Origin of the sequence: Olleya sp. ITB9, assembly GCF_001315805.1 — a bacterium.
GTDB lineage: Bacteria > Bacteroidota > Bacteroidia > Flavobacteriales > Flavobacteriaceae > Olleya > Olleya sediminilitoris.
Genome location: NZ_BCBW01000033.1, coordinates 11641 through 29917, shown reverse-complemented (window position 1 = coordinate 29917; position 18277 = coordinate 11641). Strand labels below are relative to the sequence as shown.

The 18277-nt window shown below is 31.0% G+C and carries 15 protein-coding genes; 3 read left to right on the top strand and 12 right to left on the bottom strand.

Annotation, left to right across the window (positions count from 1 at the left end; all coding sequences use genetic code 11):
- The first annotated feature begins 96 nt into the window (after positions 1-96).
- Positions 97-744, top strand: a complete 648-nt coding sequence (locus ITB9_RS09060; RefSeq protein ID WP_148638423.1) for a hypothetical protein — start codon at positions 97-99, stop codon at positions 742-744.
- 53 nt (positions 745-797) lie between these two features.
- On the opposite strand, the gene ITB9_RS09055 is transcribed toward ITB9_RS09060, so the two are convergent.
- From ITB9_RS09055 to rpsO, 9 genes are all read right to left on the bottom strand, one after another.
- Positions 798-2066: a hypothetical protein gene (locus ITB9_RS09055; protein ID WP_054851971.1), complete on the bottom strand. Its 1269-nt coding sequence runs from the start codon at positions 2064-2066 to the stop codon at positions 798-800.
- Positions 2056-2607, bottom strand: a complete 552-nt coding sequence (locus ITB9_RS09050) for an RNA polymerase sigma factor (protein WP_054851970.1) — start codon at positions 2605-2607, stop codon at positions 2056-2058. Before ITB9_RS09050 ends, ITB9_RS09055 begins: the two co-directional genes overlap by 11 nt.
- Positions 2608-2639: 32 nt before the next feature.
- Entirely contained in the window at positions 2640-3692 is a 1053-nt protein-coding gene (locus tag ITB9_RS09045; RefSeq protein ID WP_054851969.1) for a hypothetical protein, read from the bottom strand.
- Positions 3693-3825: 133 nt separating this feature from the next.
- On the bottom strand, positions 3826-5025 hold the full coding sequence (locus ITB9_RS09040; RefSeq protein ID WP_054851968.1) for a glutamate-5-semialdehyde dehydrogenase: 1200 nt from the start codon (positions 5023-5025) through the stop codon (positions 3826-3828).
- Positions 5026-5040: 15 nt separating this feature from the next.
- Positions 5041-5820, bottom strand: a complete 780-nt coding sequence (proB, locus tag ITB9_RS09035) for a glutamate 5-kinase (RefSeq protein WP_054851967.1) — start codon at positions 5818-5820, stop codon at positions 5041-5043.
- 1 nt (position 5821) lies between these two features.
- Positions 5822-6628 carry a pyrroline-5-carboxylate reductase gene (gene proC, locus ITB9_RS09030; protein WP_054851966.1) on the bottom strand — a complete coding sequence of 269 codons (807 nt, stop codon included), beginning with the start codon at positions 6626-6628 and terminating at the stop codon, positions 5822-5824.
- Positions 6629-6927: 299 nt separating this feature from the next.
- Positions 6928-8331: a glycosyltransferase family 2 protein gene (locus ITB9_RS09025; RefSeq protein ID WP_054851965.1), complete on the bottom strand. Its 1404-nt coding sequence runs from the start codon at positions 8329-8331 to the stop codon at positions 6928-6930.
- Between the two features lie 201 nt (positions 8332-8532).
- Positions 8533-10785, bottom strand: a complete 2253-nt coding sequence (locus tag ITB9_RS09020) for a polyribonucleotide nucleotidyltransferase (protein WP_054851964.1) — start codon at positions 10783-10785, stop codon at positions 8533-8535.
- 174 nt (positions 10786-10959) lie between these two features.
- Positions 10960-11229 (bottom strand): 30S ribosomal protein S15, encoded by a 270-nt coding sequence (gene rpsO / locus ITB9_RS09015; RefSeq protein WP_028289067.1) that lies wholly within the window; start codon positions 11227-11229, stop codon positions 10960-10962.
- A 291-nt stretch (positions 11230-11520) separates the two neighbouring features.
- On the opposite strand from rpsO, the gene ITB9_RS09010 reads away from it, so the two are divergent.
- On the top strand, positions 11521-12630 hold the full coding sequence (locus ITB9_RS09010) for a PAS domain S-box protein (protein ID WP_054851963.1): 1110 nt from the start codon (positions 11521-11523) through the stop codon (positions 12628-12630).
- 44 nt (positions 12631-12674) lie between these two features.
- A complete protein-coding gene (gene def, locus ITB9_RS09005; protein ID WP_054851962.1) occupies positions 12675-13304 on the top strand; it encodes a peptide deformylase in 630 nt (209 codons plus the stop codon).
- Positions 13305-13342: 38 nt separating this feature from the next.
- Here the strand turns inward: def and accD are convergent, their stop codons facing one another.
- From accD to ITB9_RS08990, 3 genes are all read right to left on the bottom strand, one after another.
- Positions 13343-14200: an acetyl-CoA carboxylase, carboxyltransferase subunit beta gene (gene accD / locus ITB9_RS09000; RefSeq protein ID WP_028606562.1), complete on the bottom strand. Its 858-nt coding sequence runs from the start codon at positions 14198-14200 to the stop codon at positions 13343-13345.
- Between the two features lie 320 nt (positions 14201-14520).
- Positions 14521-15588 (bottom strand): class II fructose-bisphosphate aldolase, encoded by a 1068-nt coding sequence (fbaA, locus tag ITB9_RS08995; RefSeq protein WP_054851961.1) that lies wholly within the window; start codon positions 15586-15588, stop codon positions 14521-14523.
- A 116-nt stretch (positions 15589-15704) separates the two neighbouring features.
- Positions 15705-18242, bottom strand: a complete 2538-nt coding sequence (locus tag ITB9_RS08990; protein WP_054851960.1) for a BamA/TamA family outer membrane protein — start codon at positions 18240-18242, stop codon at positions 15705-15707.
- Positions 18243-18277: the final 35 nt, after the last annotated feature.

The window sequence follows — 18277 nt, the reverse complement described above, 5'->3', positions numbered from 1 at the left end:
ATTATCGCAAAATTTAGTTTTTCAATTTGTGAATTGGACCATTTAAAACGTGATTATAACAATAGTTTTGGTTTCAATTAAATAAACCTTTTTATCATGAAACATATATTATTTATACTTTTTGTTATAATTATAATGCCTTTTAGTAACGCTCAAAACGATACCATTTATAAACCCTACAGTAATCAATATCAGGATTATTTTAAACGTGTAACTTTTAAAATAGGAGGAGGTGTTTTGTTGCCACAAGGCGATTTATCAAAATATTTTGGTGTTTCTCCTTTGGTAGAACTTAGTTTAGATTTTCCGGTGACTGAAAAAAAATCGCTTCAGTTTGGATTGCAATTTATAGTTCCGGATCAAAAACAACCTTTTAAATATGTAAGAACTTTAGATACCATTCAAGCAAAAGCTTCTTTTATGATAAATCCAATGTTGAGGTTTAATAAAAACCTTAGTCAAAAGGTGAATAATCAATTTCATATTAGTTTGGGTATTGGAGCTTCCATAATTAAAACAGATGCTAGAAATCCTTTTTATTCAGGTAATGAAGATGAGGAAAAATACGAAGTTGTGACAGCATTGTTGCTATCTCCAAATTTAGATTATGTCAAAAAGTTTAGAAACAACGAAGAGTTAACCTTTAGTATTGGCTTAAATTATACGCCTTATAAAATAGAAGGCGCTTTAAGGCAAGATATTGGAAGTTTAAGTTTAACGCCTAGAATATTATATAGTTTCTGATGGTTTCTAAAAAAAGCCTATCACTAATGATAGGCTTTGTAGACTAATTTTATTTAAAATTTGTACTCTAAACCACCAAGAATAGAAAGTGTATAAGTTTTGGATTTTAACCTATTTTCCAGGGGTTTAAAATGGTATTTAAACATAGGCTCTATGACAAAATGAAGTTTATTAATAATCAAAGTGTCAAAACTTAAACCTAAGTTTACAGACATGTTAGTATTTTCTATACTATCTATGCCTAAATTGTTGGGTATTCCATCAGTGTATATTGAAGCGTCTTCTAATAGTAAATAACTGAGACCTGCAACAATAGATGTGTTAATTTTTCCTCTTATTAATTTTTGTTTTATTTCTAAAGGGATTTCTATATAGCTTATTTTTTCGGTAAAATTAAAGGTGTCTTCATTGGTTGTAAAGTTTAAATTTAATTTAGAAACTCCTATTCTTAACGATAAATCTTCTGTAGCCAAATAATTAAATTTAATACCATAATTACTTGATTTATTATTAGTTGTAGTATGATTAAAACTGCTAAATTGATCTATTGATGCAAAAGGTAATACGCTCCAACGTCTAAGTTCAGGTGTGTTAATACTGTCTTTTTTTGAGGTTTTTTCTTCTTTTAACTTATTCTCATTTGATACACTGTCTTTAGTCTTTATGTTGACTAAACTATCTGTTTTCTTTGTATTCTTTAAATTACCATTACCATTACCATTACCATTACCATTACCATTACCATTACCATTACCGTTACCATTACCATTACCATTACTGTTTTTAAGCTCTTGACTACTATTTAAACTTAGTTGTTTTGGTATAGTTTTATATGCTATATTAGTATTGTTTTTATTAGTCCCAAATTTAGGGTTGTTGTAAGGTGTATTATTTTTGTTACTTGCGGTTTTGTTATTAATGTAATAACTATTGCTTACTGTAATGCTATTGTTAGCAGTTGTAATTTGAGTATTTTTAGTAGTATTACTATTGCTGATTTTTGTTGAATTAACGTTTAGATTAGAATTGTTACTTATGACATTTAAGTCTTTTGTTTTTAATTCAGGTTTTGGGCTTAGTGTTTGTTTATTACCTTTTGTAACGTTTGTTTTACTATTGATTGAACCGTTAGTGTTAAATAAAATAAAAATCAAGGCTAATATTGAAACACCTGCTAAAGGGAACCAGAAATAAGCAAAGCGTTTTTTCTTTTTCTTTTTTAAGTCTATTTCTATTTTATCCCAAACCATAGTGTCAGGAGTCATATTAAGATCCTCAAGTCGGTCCTTAATTCCGTTACCAATGTCTTTATTAACTTCCATAGTATAATCTAGGTTTGGTTTGATTTAATTTAATGATTTTTTCCTTTAATAACACTTTTGCTCTGTGTAAGTTAGATTTTGATGTATTAACTGATATGCCTAAAAGTTTTGCAACTTCTTTATGAGAATAACCATCTAATTGATATAAATTAAACACCAGTCTGTATTGGTTAGGTAGCTCTTGTATACAGTTTAAAATATTAGTCAATTCAAGATTTAATTCCTCGTCAGTAACAGTAGTGTCCTCTAATATATCATTATTAATTATAATATTTAAGGGTCCTTCTTTTTTATATTTATTAATAGCTAGGTTGATGGTAATACGTTTCATCCATCCTTCAAAGGACCCTTTATTTTTGTACTTTTTTATACTTTTAAATATTTCAATAAACGAATCGTGTAAATTGTCTTGAGCTTCTTCTTTGTTTTTAGAATATTTTAAACACTGAAGGTACAATGTGTCCTTATATCTTTGATATAAATCACCTTGTGCTTTTAGGTTGTTCCTTTTGCAGGATTTTATAAGTTGCTCTAGTTCCAATATTATTGTTTAAATCATTTTTTAATTTAGTATTAACATGGTGTTGCTACCAAGTAAATGTTAACTATATAATAGTTGTCATCTGTTAAGTTTTGTACACGTACATAAATATATTGAAACTGTGATGTGTTTAAATACACTTGATCAGATGGTATAGCATTTGTATTATTTATTGCGTCATCTTCAGTTTCAAAAAATATAAGATCTGTAATTGAATCATCTGTTTGAAGAATGTTATTAATACAGAAGTTATAATCGTCAAAGGTAAATTCGGCAACGTCTAAATTGTCTTCTAGTTCACATTCTTCAAAAAGAAAATTGGTACATAATGCATAATCATCATCACAGTACTGATGTATTACAAAAGATTTGTCACCATTTGTCAATTGTATTGAATTAGAGTCTAGGTACTCAACTTTCCAGTCAAAGTTAAAATATTCGCCAACTTCTGCGCTATTATTTAAACTAATGTTAATGTGTAATTCATTTTCAATAAATAATGTAGTCCATGATCCAAAAAGTAATTGTTCATTATATGTAAATGCAGTAGACCCATTATCTTCATTAAATATAGCACCTAAGTAAGGATTATCTGTGTTTCTAGTGTATCCAACTTTCCAAACACAATTGTTTATTAATTGTAATACAGCTTCAGACTCAATAAGTTCAATGTCTTCAATACATGCTTCAATGTTTTCTTTTAATTCTTCATTGTTGTTGATACTAAAAGTGGTGCCATCTTCTAGTTGGGTCGTAATTGGGTAGCTTAAACTAATAGAATAATCTTCTTCAAGGTTATTTAAGTAGGTTAGAAATAAAGCATCAGTTTCAATTAAAGTAGTAGCCAATAATTGTAACTCAGGATTAAAAGTATACATTGTTATTGGATAATTGAAATTTACACATGTTGTTGGTAAGTCGCTTTCAGGATTATCTGTTATTCTTGTTAAATTGTTATAGAGTTCAGAGTTAACAGCTATTGTTTCTTCAGCACTGATATCAATTCCGCCAATTGGTTCGTTTTGGCAAGCAAAAAAAGAGATTAATAATGTGAAAGCAATTAATAGATTAATAGATTTTTTCATGATTTTAGCTTTTTGTCTTTACCTATAGTCTGTAAAAGTCAAAAAGGTTGCGTCAAATCATAAAAAAAACCTCAATTTAAGTTGAGGTTTTTTTATTTATTCAATGTTAAAGATAATTTAAGTTTACTTTTTATTAAACTCTAACTTGGCCATCACCAAAAACATAATACTTATTGGTTACCAGTTGTTTTAGTCCCAATGGTCCTCTATGATGTAATTTGTCTGTACTTATGGCTAACTCTGCACCAACACCCATTTGTCCTCCATCAGTAAATCTTGTTGAGGCATTATGATATACTGCAGCACTATCAACTTGATTCATGAATTGTAAAGCTTCATTGTTGTTTTCGGTTATGATTGCTGCCGAATGTTTTCCGGAATGTATATTAATCATTTTAATAGCTTCGTCTAAATCTGAAACTTCTCCTATCAGTAATTTTCTAGACAAAAATTCCTCATTCCAAACATTAGCTTCTGTTATTTTTTTTGTTGAATTTAAAATTTTGTTAACCTTATTATCAGACATTACAGTAACTTTATGTTGCTCTAATTTTTGTTGAAGCATTTCTAGTTTTAATTCATATTCAGGGATGTTTTTATTAATTAAAACTTTATCTAAAGCATTGCATCCCGAAATTTTATCTGTCTTTGCGTTAATAATAATACCAACAGCTTTACTCCAGTCTGCCTGTTCTGAAACGTATAAAAAGTTATTACCTCTACCGCTAACTAAAACAGCACATGTAGCATGTGTTTTTACAAAATTAATTAAGCGTTCACCACCTCTTGGCACAATTAGATCTAATTGTTCAGTAGGATTTTTTAAAAAGGCTTGTGTTTCGTTTCTTTTTAAGTGTAATAATTTAATCCAGTCTTTAGACAGTCCATTATCCTCTAAAGCTTTATGCCAACATTTTTCTAATATTAAGTTACTATTTAATGCTTCTTTACCACCTTTTAATAAAATCTTATTATTGGCTTTAAACGCTAAGACAGAAGCTTCAATGGTAACATCAGGTCTAGATTCGTAAATAATTAAAATAGTGCCAAAAGGCGCAGTTGAATTAACAACGTTAAGTTGGTTTTTAAGAGTTAAGTTAGATAGCTCTTTTCCAACAGGATCTTCTTGGTTTAAAACAGCCTTGACGGCTTCAATCATTTCATTTACTTTTTTGTTGTTTACAATTAAACGATCAAATAAAGCTTGATCTTCTTTATTAAAAGCGTCCAAATCTTTTTTGTTTGCAGCAATAATATTTTCTCGTTCATTGTCTAAAATCTGTAACATAGATTTTAAAACATTGTTTTTAGTATCTGTATTTAAAAGTTTCATTGTTGTGTATTTTAATTAGGCACAAATAAATTTTGTGCCAATTTGTTTATTATTTATAATGTCTACCATAACATTTTTGCGTTTACCATTAGCAATATATGTTGGTATGTTTTTACGTGCTGTCACCTTAGCAATTCTTAATTTTGAAGCCATTCCTCCACGACCTTCACCTTCTTTTTTATTTGAAGCACAAACATATTTTTCGACATTTTCATTGGTTTTAACTTCGTGTAACTTAACAGAGTCTTCGTCATCTGGATGTCCTGTATATAATCCATCTGTGTCTGATAAAATAATTAGCCTATCAGCATCAATCAATTCTGCAACAAGACTAGCTAACTCATCATTATCTGTAAACATGGACATGGTTAGTGATACAGCATCATCTTCGTTAGCAATTGGTGTTATACCTTCGGATAGTAAACCTTCATAACAATTAATCATGTTTTCTCTGTATTTACCTAAGTCAAAATCTCGTTTTGTGGCTAATACTTGTGCACAACGCATTCCGTAATCATGAAAAATACTATAATAATGTCTCATCATTCTTGGTTGACCTACAGAGGAGTAGACTTGACGTCGTATTGACGAGTCTTCAATTTTTGTGTTTCCTAAAATTTCTTTTCCAGCTATTGCTGAACCTGAGGATACTAAAACGACTTTAATATCACGTTCATACAGTACAGCAATTTGTCTTACTAATTCCCTTAATACTGGTCCTAATATTCTGTTATCTTTATTTGTTAGCACATTGGTACCTACTTTTACAACCACGCGCTTAATGTCATTTTCCATTTTATTTTTCTTTTCCTAATTCTACAGCTCTATCAAAAGCAGCATATGCAGCATCTTGAATAAGTTGTTTTACATTATTATCTTCCATACTATCTATTGCAGCTTGAGTTGTTCCGCCTTTAGAGGCGACTTTGTCTATCCATTTTTCTGGAGAGATATCATTTTGACTAAATAATTCAATTGCACCTTCAAAAGTGTTACTTACAAGTACTTTAGAGTCGTATTCTGAAAAGCCCATTTTTAAAGCAGCTTCAAGCATAGATTGCATAAAATAAAAAACATAAGCAGGACCACTACCAGAAATTCCTGTTGAAGCATCAATAAAGTTTTCGCTACTTACCTCAATAGATGTACCTGTTGTATCTAATAAATGTCTAATCATTAGTAACTCTACTTTAGATACTGAAGTATCTCCAGTATATGAAGTCACTCCTTTACCAACTTTTGCTGGTAAATTGGGCATGGTTCTAATCACTTTTTTTATGCCTAATCCTTTTTGAATGGACTTTATTGTGACACCTGCCATTAGAGACACAAAAATTTGTTCTTTATTTACCAGGTTGATCATTTCTGTAAATAGGTCTTCACAGTGATATGGTTTTACTGCTAAAAAAATAATGTCTGCTTGTGGCAAACAGTCTTTTAATGATGTATATACATTAAATTTTGGTTCTTGTCTTAATGTTTCAATTTTTTTAGGATCGGTATCAAATATTCTTAATTTGTGTTTATTTAATAATGAAGAATTTATCATTCCTTCAGAATAAGTTAAACCCATGTTTCCGGCTCCTATTACTAATACTTTCATAATTTGTTTTAATTAATAAATTAACTGTCAGTACTATAATAGCATCAATTACTATGCGATAGTGCCAAAGTGAAAGATTGATTTAAATAAATTTGATATTTTTAAGAATTTATGATCATAATTATCAAATTATAGATTTAGTCTTCATATGTAACTAAATCTATAATTTGGTAAAAACTAGTTACTAGGTAATTGTGACAGTCTGTCGGTGACAATTTTGTAATTACGTGTTGTTTTCAATAAAAACACCTCTGTTTTAGCAGAGGTGTTTGATATTATTTTTGAATGTTTTTTTTCAATTAACGAGTTAACCAACCTCTTTTATTTGCTGTTGCAATAGCATAAGGTGTTATCCAAAACAATCCAAATGTGTAAAGAATACTATATGAATATGCCCAAAACCCTTGAGTAGATTTATGACGATTAGTGTAAAATATTAATGAAAATGTAGATAAAACTAGTATGCTAACTAAAGTAGATCCAAAAAATAGTAAAGGATGTACTAATACAAAAAATAGCATAAAAAGCATAAAAGGGAAACTCATTATAAGTTCTGCAAATTGACTTATAAATAAAAGTCTAGTTCCTGTTTTATTACCTTCTCTAAAATCTGTAAATACGTATTTTGCCATCTCCAAACTTTCTCTAACATTACTTCTTCCCCAACGAATAAACATTTTATATAGTCCTAAATATTCTTCAGGAACATTTGTATAGGCAACAGCATTACTTTGGAAAAGTACATGTTCGCCTTGTTTTAAAATCATGTTTGTCATCGCTCTATCCTCTCCAATATCTGAAGGTTGTCCCATAAATTTTTGCTCAATCCATTCTGGTAAACATTTAAATACAGCACTACGTCTGTAGGCAGCTAATGCTCCAGGAGTACATAATACCGAGTTTAAATTACTTTCGGCAGATCTAACAAATTCAAAACTCATTACAAAACTAACGTCCAGCATTTTAGGAAGCATTTCTTTTTTATTATTTAATACTCTAATGTTTCCTGCGACAGCACCACATTTTTCGTCAACAATAAATGGGCTAACTAAGTTTCTTAGGGTGTCTTCAGTAACTATAGAGTCACTATCGACTGTAACAAAAATATCTCCTGTTCCTAAATTGAAACCTCTGTATAGTGCGTGTCTTTTACCTTTGTTTTTGGGTTGTTTATAAATTTCTAATGTATCACCAAGTTGTTTTTTTGCATCTTTAATCCAATCCCAAGTATCATCAAGACTTCCATCATCAATTGCTAATAACTGTATTTTTTCTTTTGGGTAGTTACTTTTTGATAAGCTTATTAATGTTTCCCAGACTTGTTTACCTTCATTATAAGCAGGAACAATTACTGTACATGTTGGTAATTCATTATCAGATACTGAAGCAATAGATTTGTATTTATAGAAATTATAAGCAGTGTATGCAAAAAATAATACTTTATAAAAAAATAAAAAGGAAGCAATTGTAATAAAAGTTAATCCAATGGCTGATTGTGCTTGCATTGCATTAAATACTTCAAAGTCATTATGAAATACAGAAAAGAAGTATAAACCCAACATGATTAATAGAAAAGTACTTAAAAGAACCATTTTGTTTTGAGACGTTGATACGTTTTCAGAACCATTAAATTTTTGAAAATATTGTGTTAGTTTTTCTTTAAATGTTTTTTTTGAATTTGTATTAGCGTAATTTGTATTCATATAAATATTTAATATTTAGTTGATGTTTACAAGTGTTACGTCACATTAGTAACGTTTGGATGTTTGTTGAGGTCTATTTAAGAAAACTTTATAATTAGCTGTTTAATTTTATTGTATTAGCGATTATTGATACAAATTTTTAGCATAAAAAAAGCTCAACAGTATGTTGAGCTTTTAAATTTATTTTGAGTTTAAAAAGAATTAGTCTTCTTTTTTTGTGTCTCTAGGTTTGCGATCATCACGTCTGTTATCACGTCCACGATTATCTCTCCCTCTATTATCACGTCCACCAGAACGTTTATCATCTCTTGGTGGTCTTTCTACAAAACCTTCTGGTTTTGGTAAAATAGCTTTTCTAGATACTTTTTCTTTACGTGTACGTTTGTCTACGCCAAAGTATTTTACATCAAAAACGTCTCCCATGTTTACAACATCAGATACATTTTCTGTACGTTCCCAAGCTAATTCAGATACGTGTAATAAAACCTCATTTCCAGGAGCTTCAACATACTCAACCACAGCTCCAAAATCTAACATTTTGATAACCTTAACTTCGTATACGCTTCCTACTTCAGGTTTAAATAATAATGAGTCTATTTTTGCTAAAACAGCATCAATACCTTTATTACCAACTCCTAATATTTCAACAATACCTTCTTCTGTAACTGGATCCTCGTTAATAACGATTGTAGTTTCAGTTTCTTTTTGCATTTCTTGAATCACTTTTCCTCCAGGTCCAATTAAAGCACCAATAAACTCGTTAGGTATACGTCTTGTAACCATTTTTGGAGCATGCCCTTTAACATCACTTGCAGGTGTGTCAATAGTATCTGTTATTTTTCCTAAAATATGTAAACGACCATCACGAGCTTGTTTTAGTGCATTCACTAAAATTTCGTATGATAATCCTTTAACTTTTATATCCATTTGACAAGCAGTAATTCCGTCTGCTGTACCTGTAACTTTAAAGTCCATATCACCTAAGTGATCTTCATCACCTAAAATATCAGATAATACTGCGTATTTACCAGATTCTACATCTGTAATTAAACCCATTGCAATACCAGAAACTGGTTTTTTAAGTTTAACACCAGCGTCCATAAGTGCCATAGTTCCTGCACAAACAGTTGCCATAGATGATGATCCGTTAGATTCTAAAATTTCTGATACAACACGTACTGTATAAGGACAGTCTGCTGGTACCATATTTTTTAATGCACGTTGTGCTAAATTACCATGGCCAACTTCACGTCTAGAAGTCCCTCTTAAAGGTCTTGCTTCTCCTGTTGAAAAAGGAGGGAAGTTGTAGTGTAAGTAAAAACGCTCTTCACCTTCATAAGAAGCCATGTCTATTTGGTTAGCTTCTCTAGAGGTTCCTAAAGTTACTGTTGCTAATGCTTGAGTTTCTCCACGAGTAAATACCGAAGACCCATGTGTTGATGGTAAGTAGTCTACTTCACACCAGATTGGTCTAATTTCGTCAGTTTTACGTCCATCTAAACGTAAACCTTCGTCTAATGTTAAGTTACGTATTGCAGTTTTTTCTGCTTTAGCGTAATATTTTGATACTAAATCTCCATAATCTGCTAATTCTTCTTCACTAAAAGTTGCTTTTATTTCTTCTTTAATTTCAGAAAAGGCATTGCTTCTTTCTTTTTTAGAAGATCCAGCTTTAGCTACAGCATATACTTTATCATATGCTAAGTCATAAATCTTTTTAGCTAATTCATCATCAGAACGTTCAGCATCATATTCACGTGTTTCTTTTTTACCAAAAGCTTCAGCTAATCTTACTTGAGCAGCACATTGTACTTTAATAGCTTCATGAGCAAATTTAATTGCTTCAGCCATTTCTTCTTCAGATATTTCTAGCATTTCACCTTCAACCATCATTACTGAGTCTGCAGAAGCACCAATCATCATATCAAGATCAGATTCTTCTAATTGCGCACGTGTTGGGTTGATGATAAACTCACCATTAATACGACCAACTCTAGCTTCAGAGATTGGAGTTTCAAATGGTACGTCAGATAATTGAATTGCAGCAGATGCAGCTAATCCAGCCATAGCGTCAGGCATCACATTTTCGTCATGAGACATTAACTGAATCATTACTTGTGTTTCTGCATGGTAATCTTTTGGGAATAATGGACGTAAAACACGGTCTACAAGACGCATTGTTAATACTTCTCCATCACTTGGTCTTGCTTCTCTTTTGAAGAAACCTCCAGGATAACGTCCTGCTGCAGCAAATTTTTCGCGATAATCTACCGTTAGTGGTAAAAAGTCTACGTCGCTTTGCTTGTAGTTAGAAACTAATGTACATAATAACATACAGTTTCCTGATTGTACAACAACAGATCCATGTGCCTGTTTTGCTAATTTTCCGGTTTCGATAGAGATTTCTCTTCCGTCACCAAGGTCTATGACCTCTTTAAAAACTTTTGGAATCATAAATTTTTTTAATTCTAATTAAACAATGGTCGTTGTGTTGTGTGTGGTAGTAGTAGTTGTGATGACCAATGAAAAACTGTAATTAGCTTCTTCTATATTGGAGTTTAGACTCTTCCAAATCGAGTTATGATATAACAAAAAACCACGCTGAAAAGCGTGGTCTTTTTATTTAGATTATTTTCTTAATCCTAATTCTTTAACAATTGCACGATATCTTAAGATATCCTTTTTAGTTAAGTAGTCTAATAATGAACGACGTTTACCTACTAATTTTACAAGTGAACGCTCAGTGTTATAATCCTTACGGTTTTTCTTTAAGTGTTCTGTTAAGTGGTTAATTCTGTAAGTGAATAAAGCAATTTGCCCTTCAGCAGTACCTGTGTCTTGAGCGTTTTTACCATGTTTAGCAAAAATCTCTTCCTTTTCTTTTTGATCTAAATACATTCTAATATTATTGTAAATGATTGTTATGTACACGAAAGCCTTTCTTTCGAGCTGCAAATATAGTTATTTTTATTAAATGGCAAACATTTGATTTAATTTATAAATAGGGTGTAATTATAATTTAAATGTATTGTTAAACATAATTTAACAAAGCAAGAATTTGTTAATGTATATAGTATTTTCTTACAGTTAGTTGTGATTTTTTTTAACTATTTTTATACTTCTTATGACGTTTTGGTTGCTTTTTAAAGTAAGAGGTCATATATTTATTGCGCTATAAATCAATTTTGTATGTTACAAAACCTGTCTCTAGAACTAGAAAAAGACAAGCTATTTGAAAATATATTTTCTTTTGCTAAAGAAGGTATTGCTATTGTTAGTCTATCAGGTGAGTGGATTAAAGTAAATAAAAGTGTTGCTGATATTTTAGGCTATACTGAAAGTGAATTGTACGAAATGACCTTTAGAGAACTCACGCACAAAGATGATTTAGAGTTAGATTTAAGTCAAATGCAAGCGTTATTGGCTGGTTCTATAGATGACTATAGTATGGAAAAGCGTTATTTTCATAACAAAGGGCATATTGTTTGGTGTAAATTAAGTGTGTCTTTAGTTAGAAGTGATGACCAAAAACCTCTTTATTTTATTTCTCAAATATCAGATATTACAGAACGAAAAAGTAATGACGAAAAGTTGGAGTTAATGCTAGCTGTTGCTGAAAAGCAAAAAAATAGACTATCTAATTTTGCAGATATTATTACACATAATTTAAAAACCCATGCTACTAATTTGACGACTTTAGTCTCTTTTTTAGAAGAAGAAGCAAATGATTTAGATGATATTGAAGACTTTGTGTTTTTAAAGGAGTCTGTGTCTAATTTAGGAGATACTGTTTCACATTTATCTAAAATAGCTAAGATTAAATCTTTAGAGTTAAACGAAATTGAAGCTTTAAACGTGAATAGTTATGCTAATCAAGCTATGTATAATGTAAAGGCATTAGCTAAACGTATTGAGGCTACTATTGTTAATAATATCAATCCAAATCATAACATAAAAGCAATACCAGCTTATTTAGATAGTATTATTTTAAATTTTTTAACTAATGCTATTAAATATGCGTCTAAAAAAAGAAAACTAAAAGTTAGTATGTCTTCAAGGTTAAAAGGAGATTGTGTTATTTTAGATATATCTGATAATGGACTTGGTATTGATTTAGATAAATATGGCGAAAAACTATTTGAAATGTACAAAACCTTTCATAGACATAAAGATGCTGTTGGTTTAGGATTATTTATTACACGTAATCATGTTGAAGCTTTAGGAGGTTGTATTGAAGTAGATAGTAAAGTAGATCAGGGAACAACGTTTTCTGTTCATTTTAAAAATGCTGAATGTTAAGATTGCTAACGTCATTTTAATATTTATGTTATAAACTTAATTAAATGAAATTCCATATATATACTTCTATTGTGTTACTAATATTTTTTTGTAGTTGTGCAACACATAATAACAATAAGTTGACTCAGAACTTTACAGCAAAACAAACTAGTTTAATACTTAATGCAGACGCTAGTAAACCAATGCGTGTTTTTAAAATTAATGCTAAACAAGATTCCGTATTATTGAGAAAAAAAAGCACTTATGTTAAACCTGATGTAAATGATACCGTTTTAAAACAGTTTACACAACGTTTATATGCTACTGTTAGAGACAGTATGTCAATGGGTGTTGGTATAGCTGCACCACAAGTAGGTATTTTGAAAAATATTATTTGGGTACAACGTTTTGATAAAGACGATACACCTTTTGAGGTGTATTTAAATCCAAAAATAATTAATTATTCCGAAGAAAAGCAAACTAGGAGAGAGGGTTGCTTATCTATACCTAATCGTGCTGAAACCTTAAACTCAAGATCTAAAGTTATTACAATTGAATATGATACTATGGATAATCAGCATGTAACGGAAGATATTTCAGATTTTACTTCTGTTATTTTTCAGCATGAAATAGATCACTTAAACGGTATTTTATTTTTAGACCATTTAGATAAAGAGATTAGAGATGCTAAATAATAAAAAAGCCTTACTTTTTAAAGTAAGGCTTTTTTGATTTATGCTCTTAATGGCTGATTGGTAATCAAATCTATATATTGATTTACCTTGTTTTTTAGTTCTTTACGATGAGTAATAAAATCTAGAAAACCATGTTCTAATAAAAACTCAGACGTTTGAAAGCCTTCTGGTAATTCTTGTCCAGTAGTATCACGTACAACACGTGGTCCTGCAAAACCAATTAATGCGCCTGGTTCTGAAATGTTAATATCACCTAGCATTGCAAATGATGCTGTCGTACCACCTGTAGTTGGGTCTGTTGCTAATGATATGTAAGGTATACCTGCGTCTGCTAGTTGTCCTAATCTTGCTGATGTTTTTGCTAATTGCATTAATGATAATGCTGCTTCCATCATACGAGCTCCTCCAGATTTAGAGATGACCATTAATGGTAATTTATGTTCTAATGAATATTCTGCAGCACGTGCTATTTTTTCTCCAACAACACTTCCCATAGATCCTCCAATAAAAGCAAAATCCATACAAGCAATAACTAAATCTTTTCCTTTAGATTTACCTACTGCACAGCGTACAGCGTCTTTTAGGTTTGTTTTATTTTCTGCAGCTTTTAAACGGTCTGGATATTTTTTTGTATCCTCAAACTTTAATGGATCTTTTGAGGTTAGGTTTGCGTCTAGCTCTTTAAATTTATTATCGTCAAATAATATTTCAAAATATTCTTTACTTCCTATTCTTACGTGGTAACCGTCTTCTGGACTTACGTAAAAGTTTTTTTCTAGTTCTTTTGAGTCTACTATTTTTCCGGTTGGAGATTTATACCACAGTCCTTTTGGGATGTCTTTTTTCTCTTCGGTAGCGGTTTGTATTCCTTTTTCTTTTCTTTTAAACCAAGCCATATTGATTTACTATTTTGGGATTAAGATTTTTAGATGTTTTCTAATAATCTATATTTTTTGTTAGTTTAGTTTGCTTTTGCAAGTGTACAAAATTACATTTTTTATTACTGAAACTCAAAAATTGTAGTGGCTATCTGTTATTTGTTGCTTTTGAGGTATAAAAAAATTCCGTTTAAGTCCTATACATACTAGGTTTAAACGAAATTTTATTTTATATAATGTTCTTGGCTTGCGTTAGGGATTGTAGTGGCATCCTTTTTTGTTTTTTTTCAAAAAAGATATAACGAAAAGCCCGACCCTTGGGTAACGCCAAAATTGTTTTATAGTGTGTCTACGTTGTTTAGGTCTTCAAATGCTTTTTTAAGACGCTCTACAAATGTTTGTTCTCCTTTACGTAACCAAACACGTGGATCGTAGTATTTTTTGTTTGGAGATTCTGGTCCATCTGGACTACCAATTTGTGATTGTAGGTAGTCTGTTTTTTCTGCCATGTAATCTCTAACTCCTGACATGAATGCGTATTGCATGTCTGTATCTATGTTCATTTTTATAACTCCGTAACCTATTGCTTCTCTAATTTCTTCTAAGGTTGATCCTGATCCACCGTGAAATACAAAGTCAATATGGTTGTGTGGTAAGTTGTGTTTTTGTGATAAAAACTCTTGAGAGTTTTTTAATATTTTTGGTGTTAATTTTACGTTTCCTGGTTTGTAAACACCGTGTACGTTACCAAATGCAGCTGCTATTGTAAATTGGTCGCTTACTTTGCTAAGCTCTTCATAGGCATAGGCTACTTCTTCTGGTTGTGTGTATAATTTAGACTCGTCTACATCACTATTGTCTACTCCGTCTTCTTCTCCTCCTGTAATACCAAGTTCGATCTCTAAGGTCATACCCATTTTGCTCATTCTGGCTAGGTATTGTTTACAGATTTCTATGTTTTCTTCAAGTGGCTCTTCACTTAAATCAATCATGTGTGAGCTATATAATGATTTTCCTGTTTCTTTAAAGTGTTGTTCACTTGCGTCTAGTAAACCGTCAATCCAAGGTAATAATTTTTTAGCACAGTGGTCTGTGTGTAAAATTACTGGTACACCATAGGCTTCTGCCATTAAGTGTACGTGTTTTGCTCCTGCTATAGATCCTGCTATTGCTGCTTTTTGATCTTCGTTACTTAGTCCTTTTCCTGCGTTAAATTGTGCTCCACCATTTGAAAACTGAATGATTACTGGTGCATTTAATGCTGCTGCTGTCTCTAAAACACCATTTATAGTGTCTGATCCAATAACATTAACTGCTGGTAATGCAAATCCTTTTTCTTTTGCAAGTTTAAAAATTTCTTGTACTTCTTTTCCGGTTGCAACTCCTGGTTTTATATTATGAGCCATTTTGTATGTATTTAGTTGTATTTGTATATACCTCAAAAGTAGTAAAAAAATGCTATGTTTTATTGCCTTTTTAACAATAAAAGCACGCAAACGTTATAGCAAATTAGGTGTTTTATTTAGAAAGGATAGTTGATACCTATGTTGTATACTGCATTAGCAAAGTTGTAGTCTTTAAACCATCTGTTGCCTAAAGTATAGGACGGATCATAGGTTTTAAAACCTATATCACCACGTAATACAAAAAAGTTAAAATCATAACGTAATCCAAAACCAGAACCTACTGCTATGTCCTTTAGGCTATCGATGCCAGAAAAAGTAGCTTCGTCTTGTTCTATGTCATCAAAAACATTCCAGATATTTCCTGCATCAATAAAAAAGGCTCCGTTTAAAGCGCCAAATAAATTAAAACGTTGTTCTGCACTTAAGGCTATTTTTAAGTTAGCTTCATTAAACTCGTTACTAGTTTGTAAGCTTCCAGGTCCAAGGTTATAGGCAGACCATGCTCTGTTATCATTGGCTCCACCTGCAAAGAAACTTTTAGAAAATGGTATGTTTGTTGAGTTGCCATAAGGTACTGCAATACCAAAAAATGTTCTGATAGCTAATACGTTTTTGTAACCTAGCTTCCAGTGTTTAATATAGTCAAGCTCTGTTTTTGCGTATTGAGAAAAAGCAACATTAAACATTTCATATTTTCCATCTTCATTTTTTTCTAATCCTAACGCTCTAGATGTTAGAGCAAATAAGTTTCCTGCTAACTCGAATCTTGCTCTGAAAATTGAAAAATCCTCGTCAGCTAAGTTGTCGCGTCTGTCTTTTACGTAGCTAAAATTAGTTGCGAAAATAAGGTTGTCTTCGGTTAGTCTTTGTTTACGTTCGTTAATTGCGTTTGCTGTGTCTAAATCGTCTGTAGATAATATAGAATTGTAACTTCCGTTTGCGACTTGACTTAAAAAAGTATTTGCTCCTGTTGGGATACTCAAATCTTCGGTATCATCTATAAATCCGCTTGTTTGGGCAATTGAGTTTAAGGATTCATAAGAGGTATTGTATACATTAAAGTAGTTTGCTGTATTTAGGTTTTTTACAAACTGAATATTAAACAAATCTAACTTATTTGTGACTGTATTGTTTGGATACCATTTGTAATTGAAAGATCCAGTAAAACTCTGTTTATCCAACCCAATATTAGTCTGACTAGTAGCAGCTACTGTTAAGCTGGTAGACGGAAACATGAATTTAGGTATTATTTTTTCGGTATTAAAAGGAGAGAATAGTCTTGGGATTGTTAGTTTTAGATTAGCACCAAGCTCGTTAATATCAAAAAATTGATCGTTATCATTATTACTATCTTTTGACGCTCCAATAGAAGTGAATCCAGAAATTTCTAGAGTTTCAGCTGCATTAAATACATTTCTTATTAATAAACTAGGGTTTATTGAAAATCCGATAGTTTGGATGTTACTTTGCATGGCTTCGGTACTAAACTCTAATTCAAATTTCTGTAAAGGTGTTAGATAGATATTTGCAGTAAGTGTTGTATCTGGATTTTCAATATAATCAATATTAGGGTATTTAAAGGTGCGTAAATCACTAATTTTTCTTGATGTCAGTGGTCTGTTTTTGTCTTTAAAAATAGTATTTGGTGTAATAAACACAGCATTAGTTAAAGCTCTAGGTTTGTATTTAAGTTTACCAATACTGTAAATGTTATAACCATCGTAGCTAGTCGTGTCACTTGTTGGTACGTTTCGGTCTTTGTATGAGCTATTAGTAAAAATGTTTACATCTTTAACTTTAAAAATTTTAAACTTTTCTCTTCTAGAAATTTCATCTTCTCTGACAAGTTTGTCTTCAATTACTGTGGTTATATTTAGTTTATGGTTACCCAAAATACTATCACCAACAAAACTTACATAATCTTGGCTAAAGTGGTAAACACCATTGTTTCTCATTAAATCAACAATTCTGTCTTCCTCTCCATAAACATTTGAAATACGGTATTGCTTACCTTGTTTAAGTAAACTTTTTTCTTTGTGTTGGTTGTATATTTTTTCTACTTCAGGAGATCCAATAGTAACGTCAAGTGTGTCTAGCATGTATGGTTTACCTGTTGATATTAAGTAGTCTATGGTTGCTTTTTTGTCATCACCTCTTGTTATCTTATAATCGGCTTTAGCATTAAACCATCCATTTACTTTGTAGTAGTTTTCTATTTTAGTTATAGATTTATTAGTTAAAGCTGTATCAACAATTACAGGAGCTTCACCTGTGCGTTTGATCCATTTATTAAAGTTGGCTTTAGATTCTAACCTTTTTTCTAATTGTTTTCTAGATAAAAATTTGGATTTACGCTCCATCTTATCTGGTTGACTATAATATTCGGCATTTAAAATAGAATCTATATTTGGACGTGCAGTGTTGTAAAAATATAGTCTTAAAGGTATGTTGGTGTATGGTATTGGTAATCTTGTATTTGGCTTTTGATACAATAAATTTGAAATGGTATCATTAGTTACTTTTTGATTGTTAATAGTTAATGTGTTTTTTGTAAGAAGGTGCTGGTCTTTGGCTACACGTTTAACCGTATCACATGCATTTAACAAGCAAGTTAATACTACTAAAAGGACAACTTTAAACTGATAATTTTTCAAGAGATATGTAACTGTTTCGGGTGTTTAATGCAAAT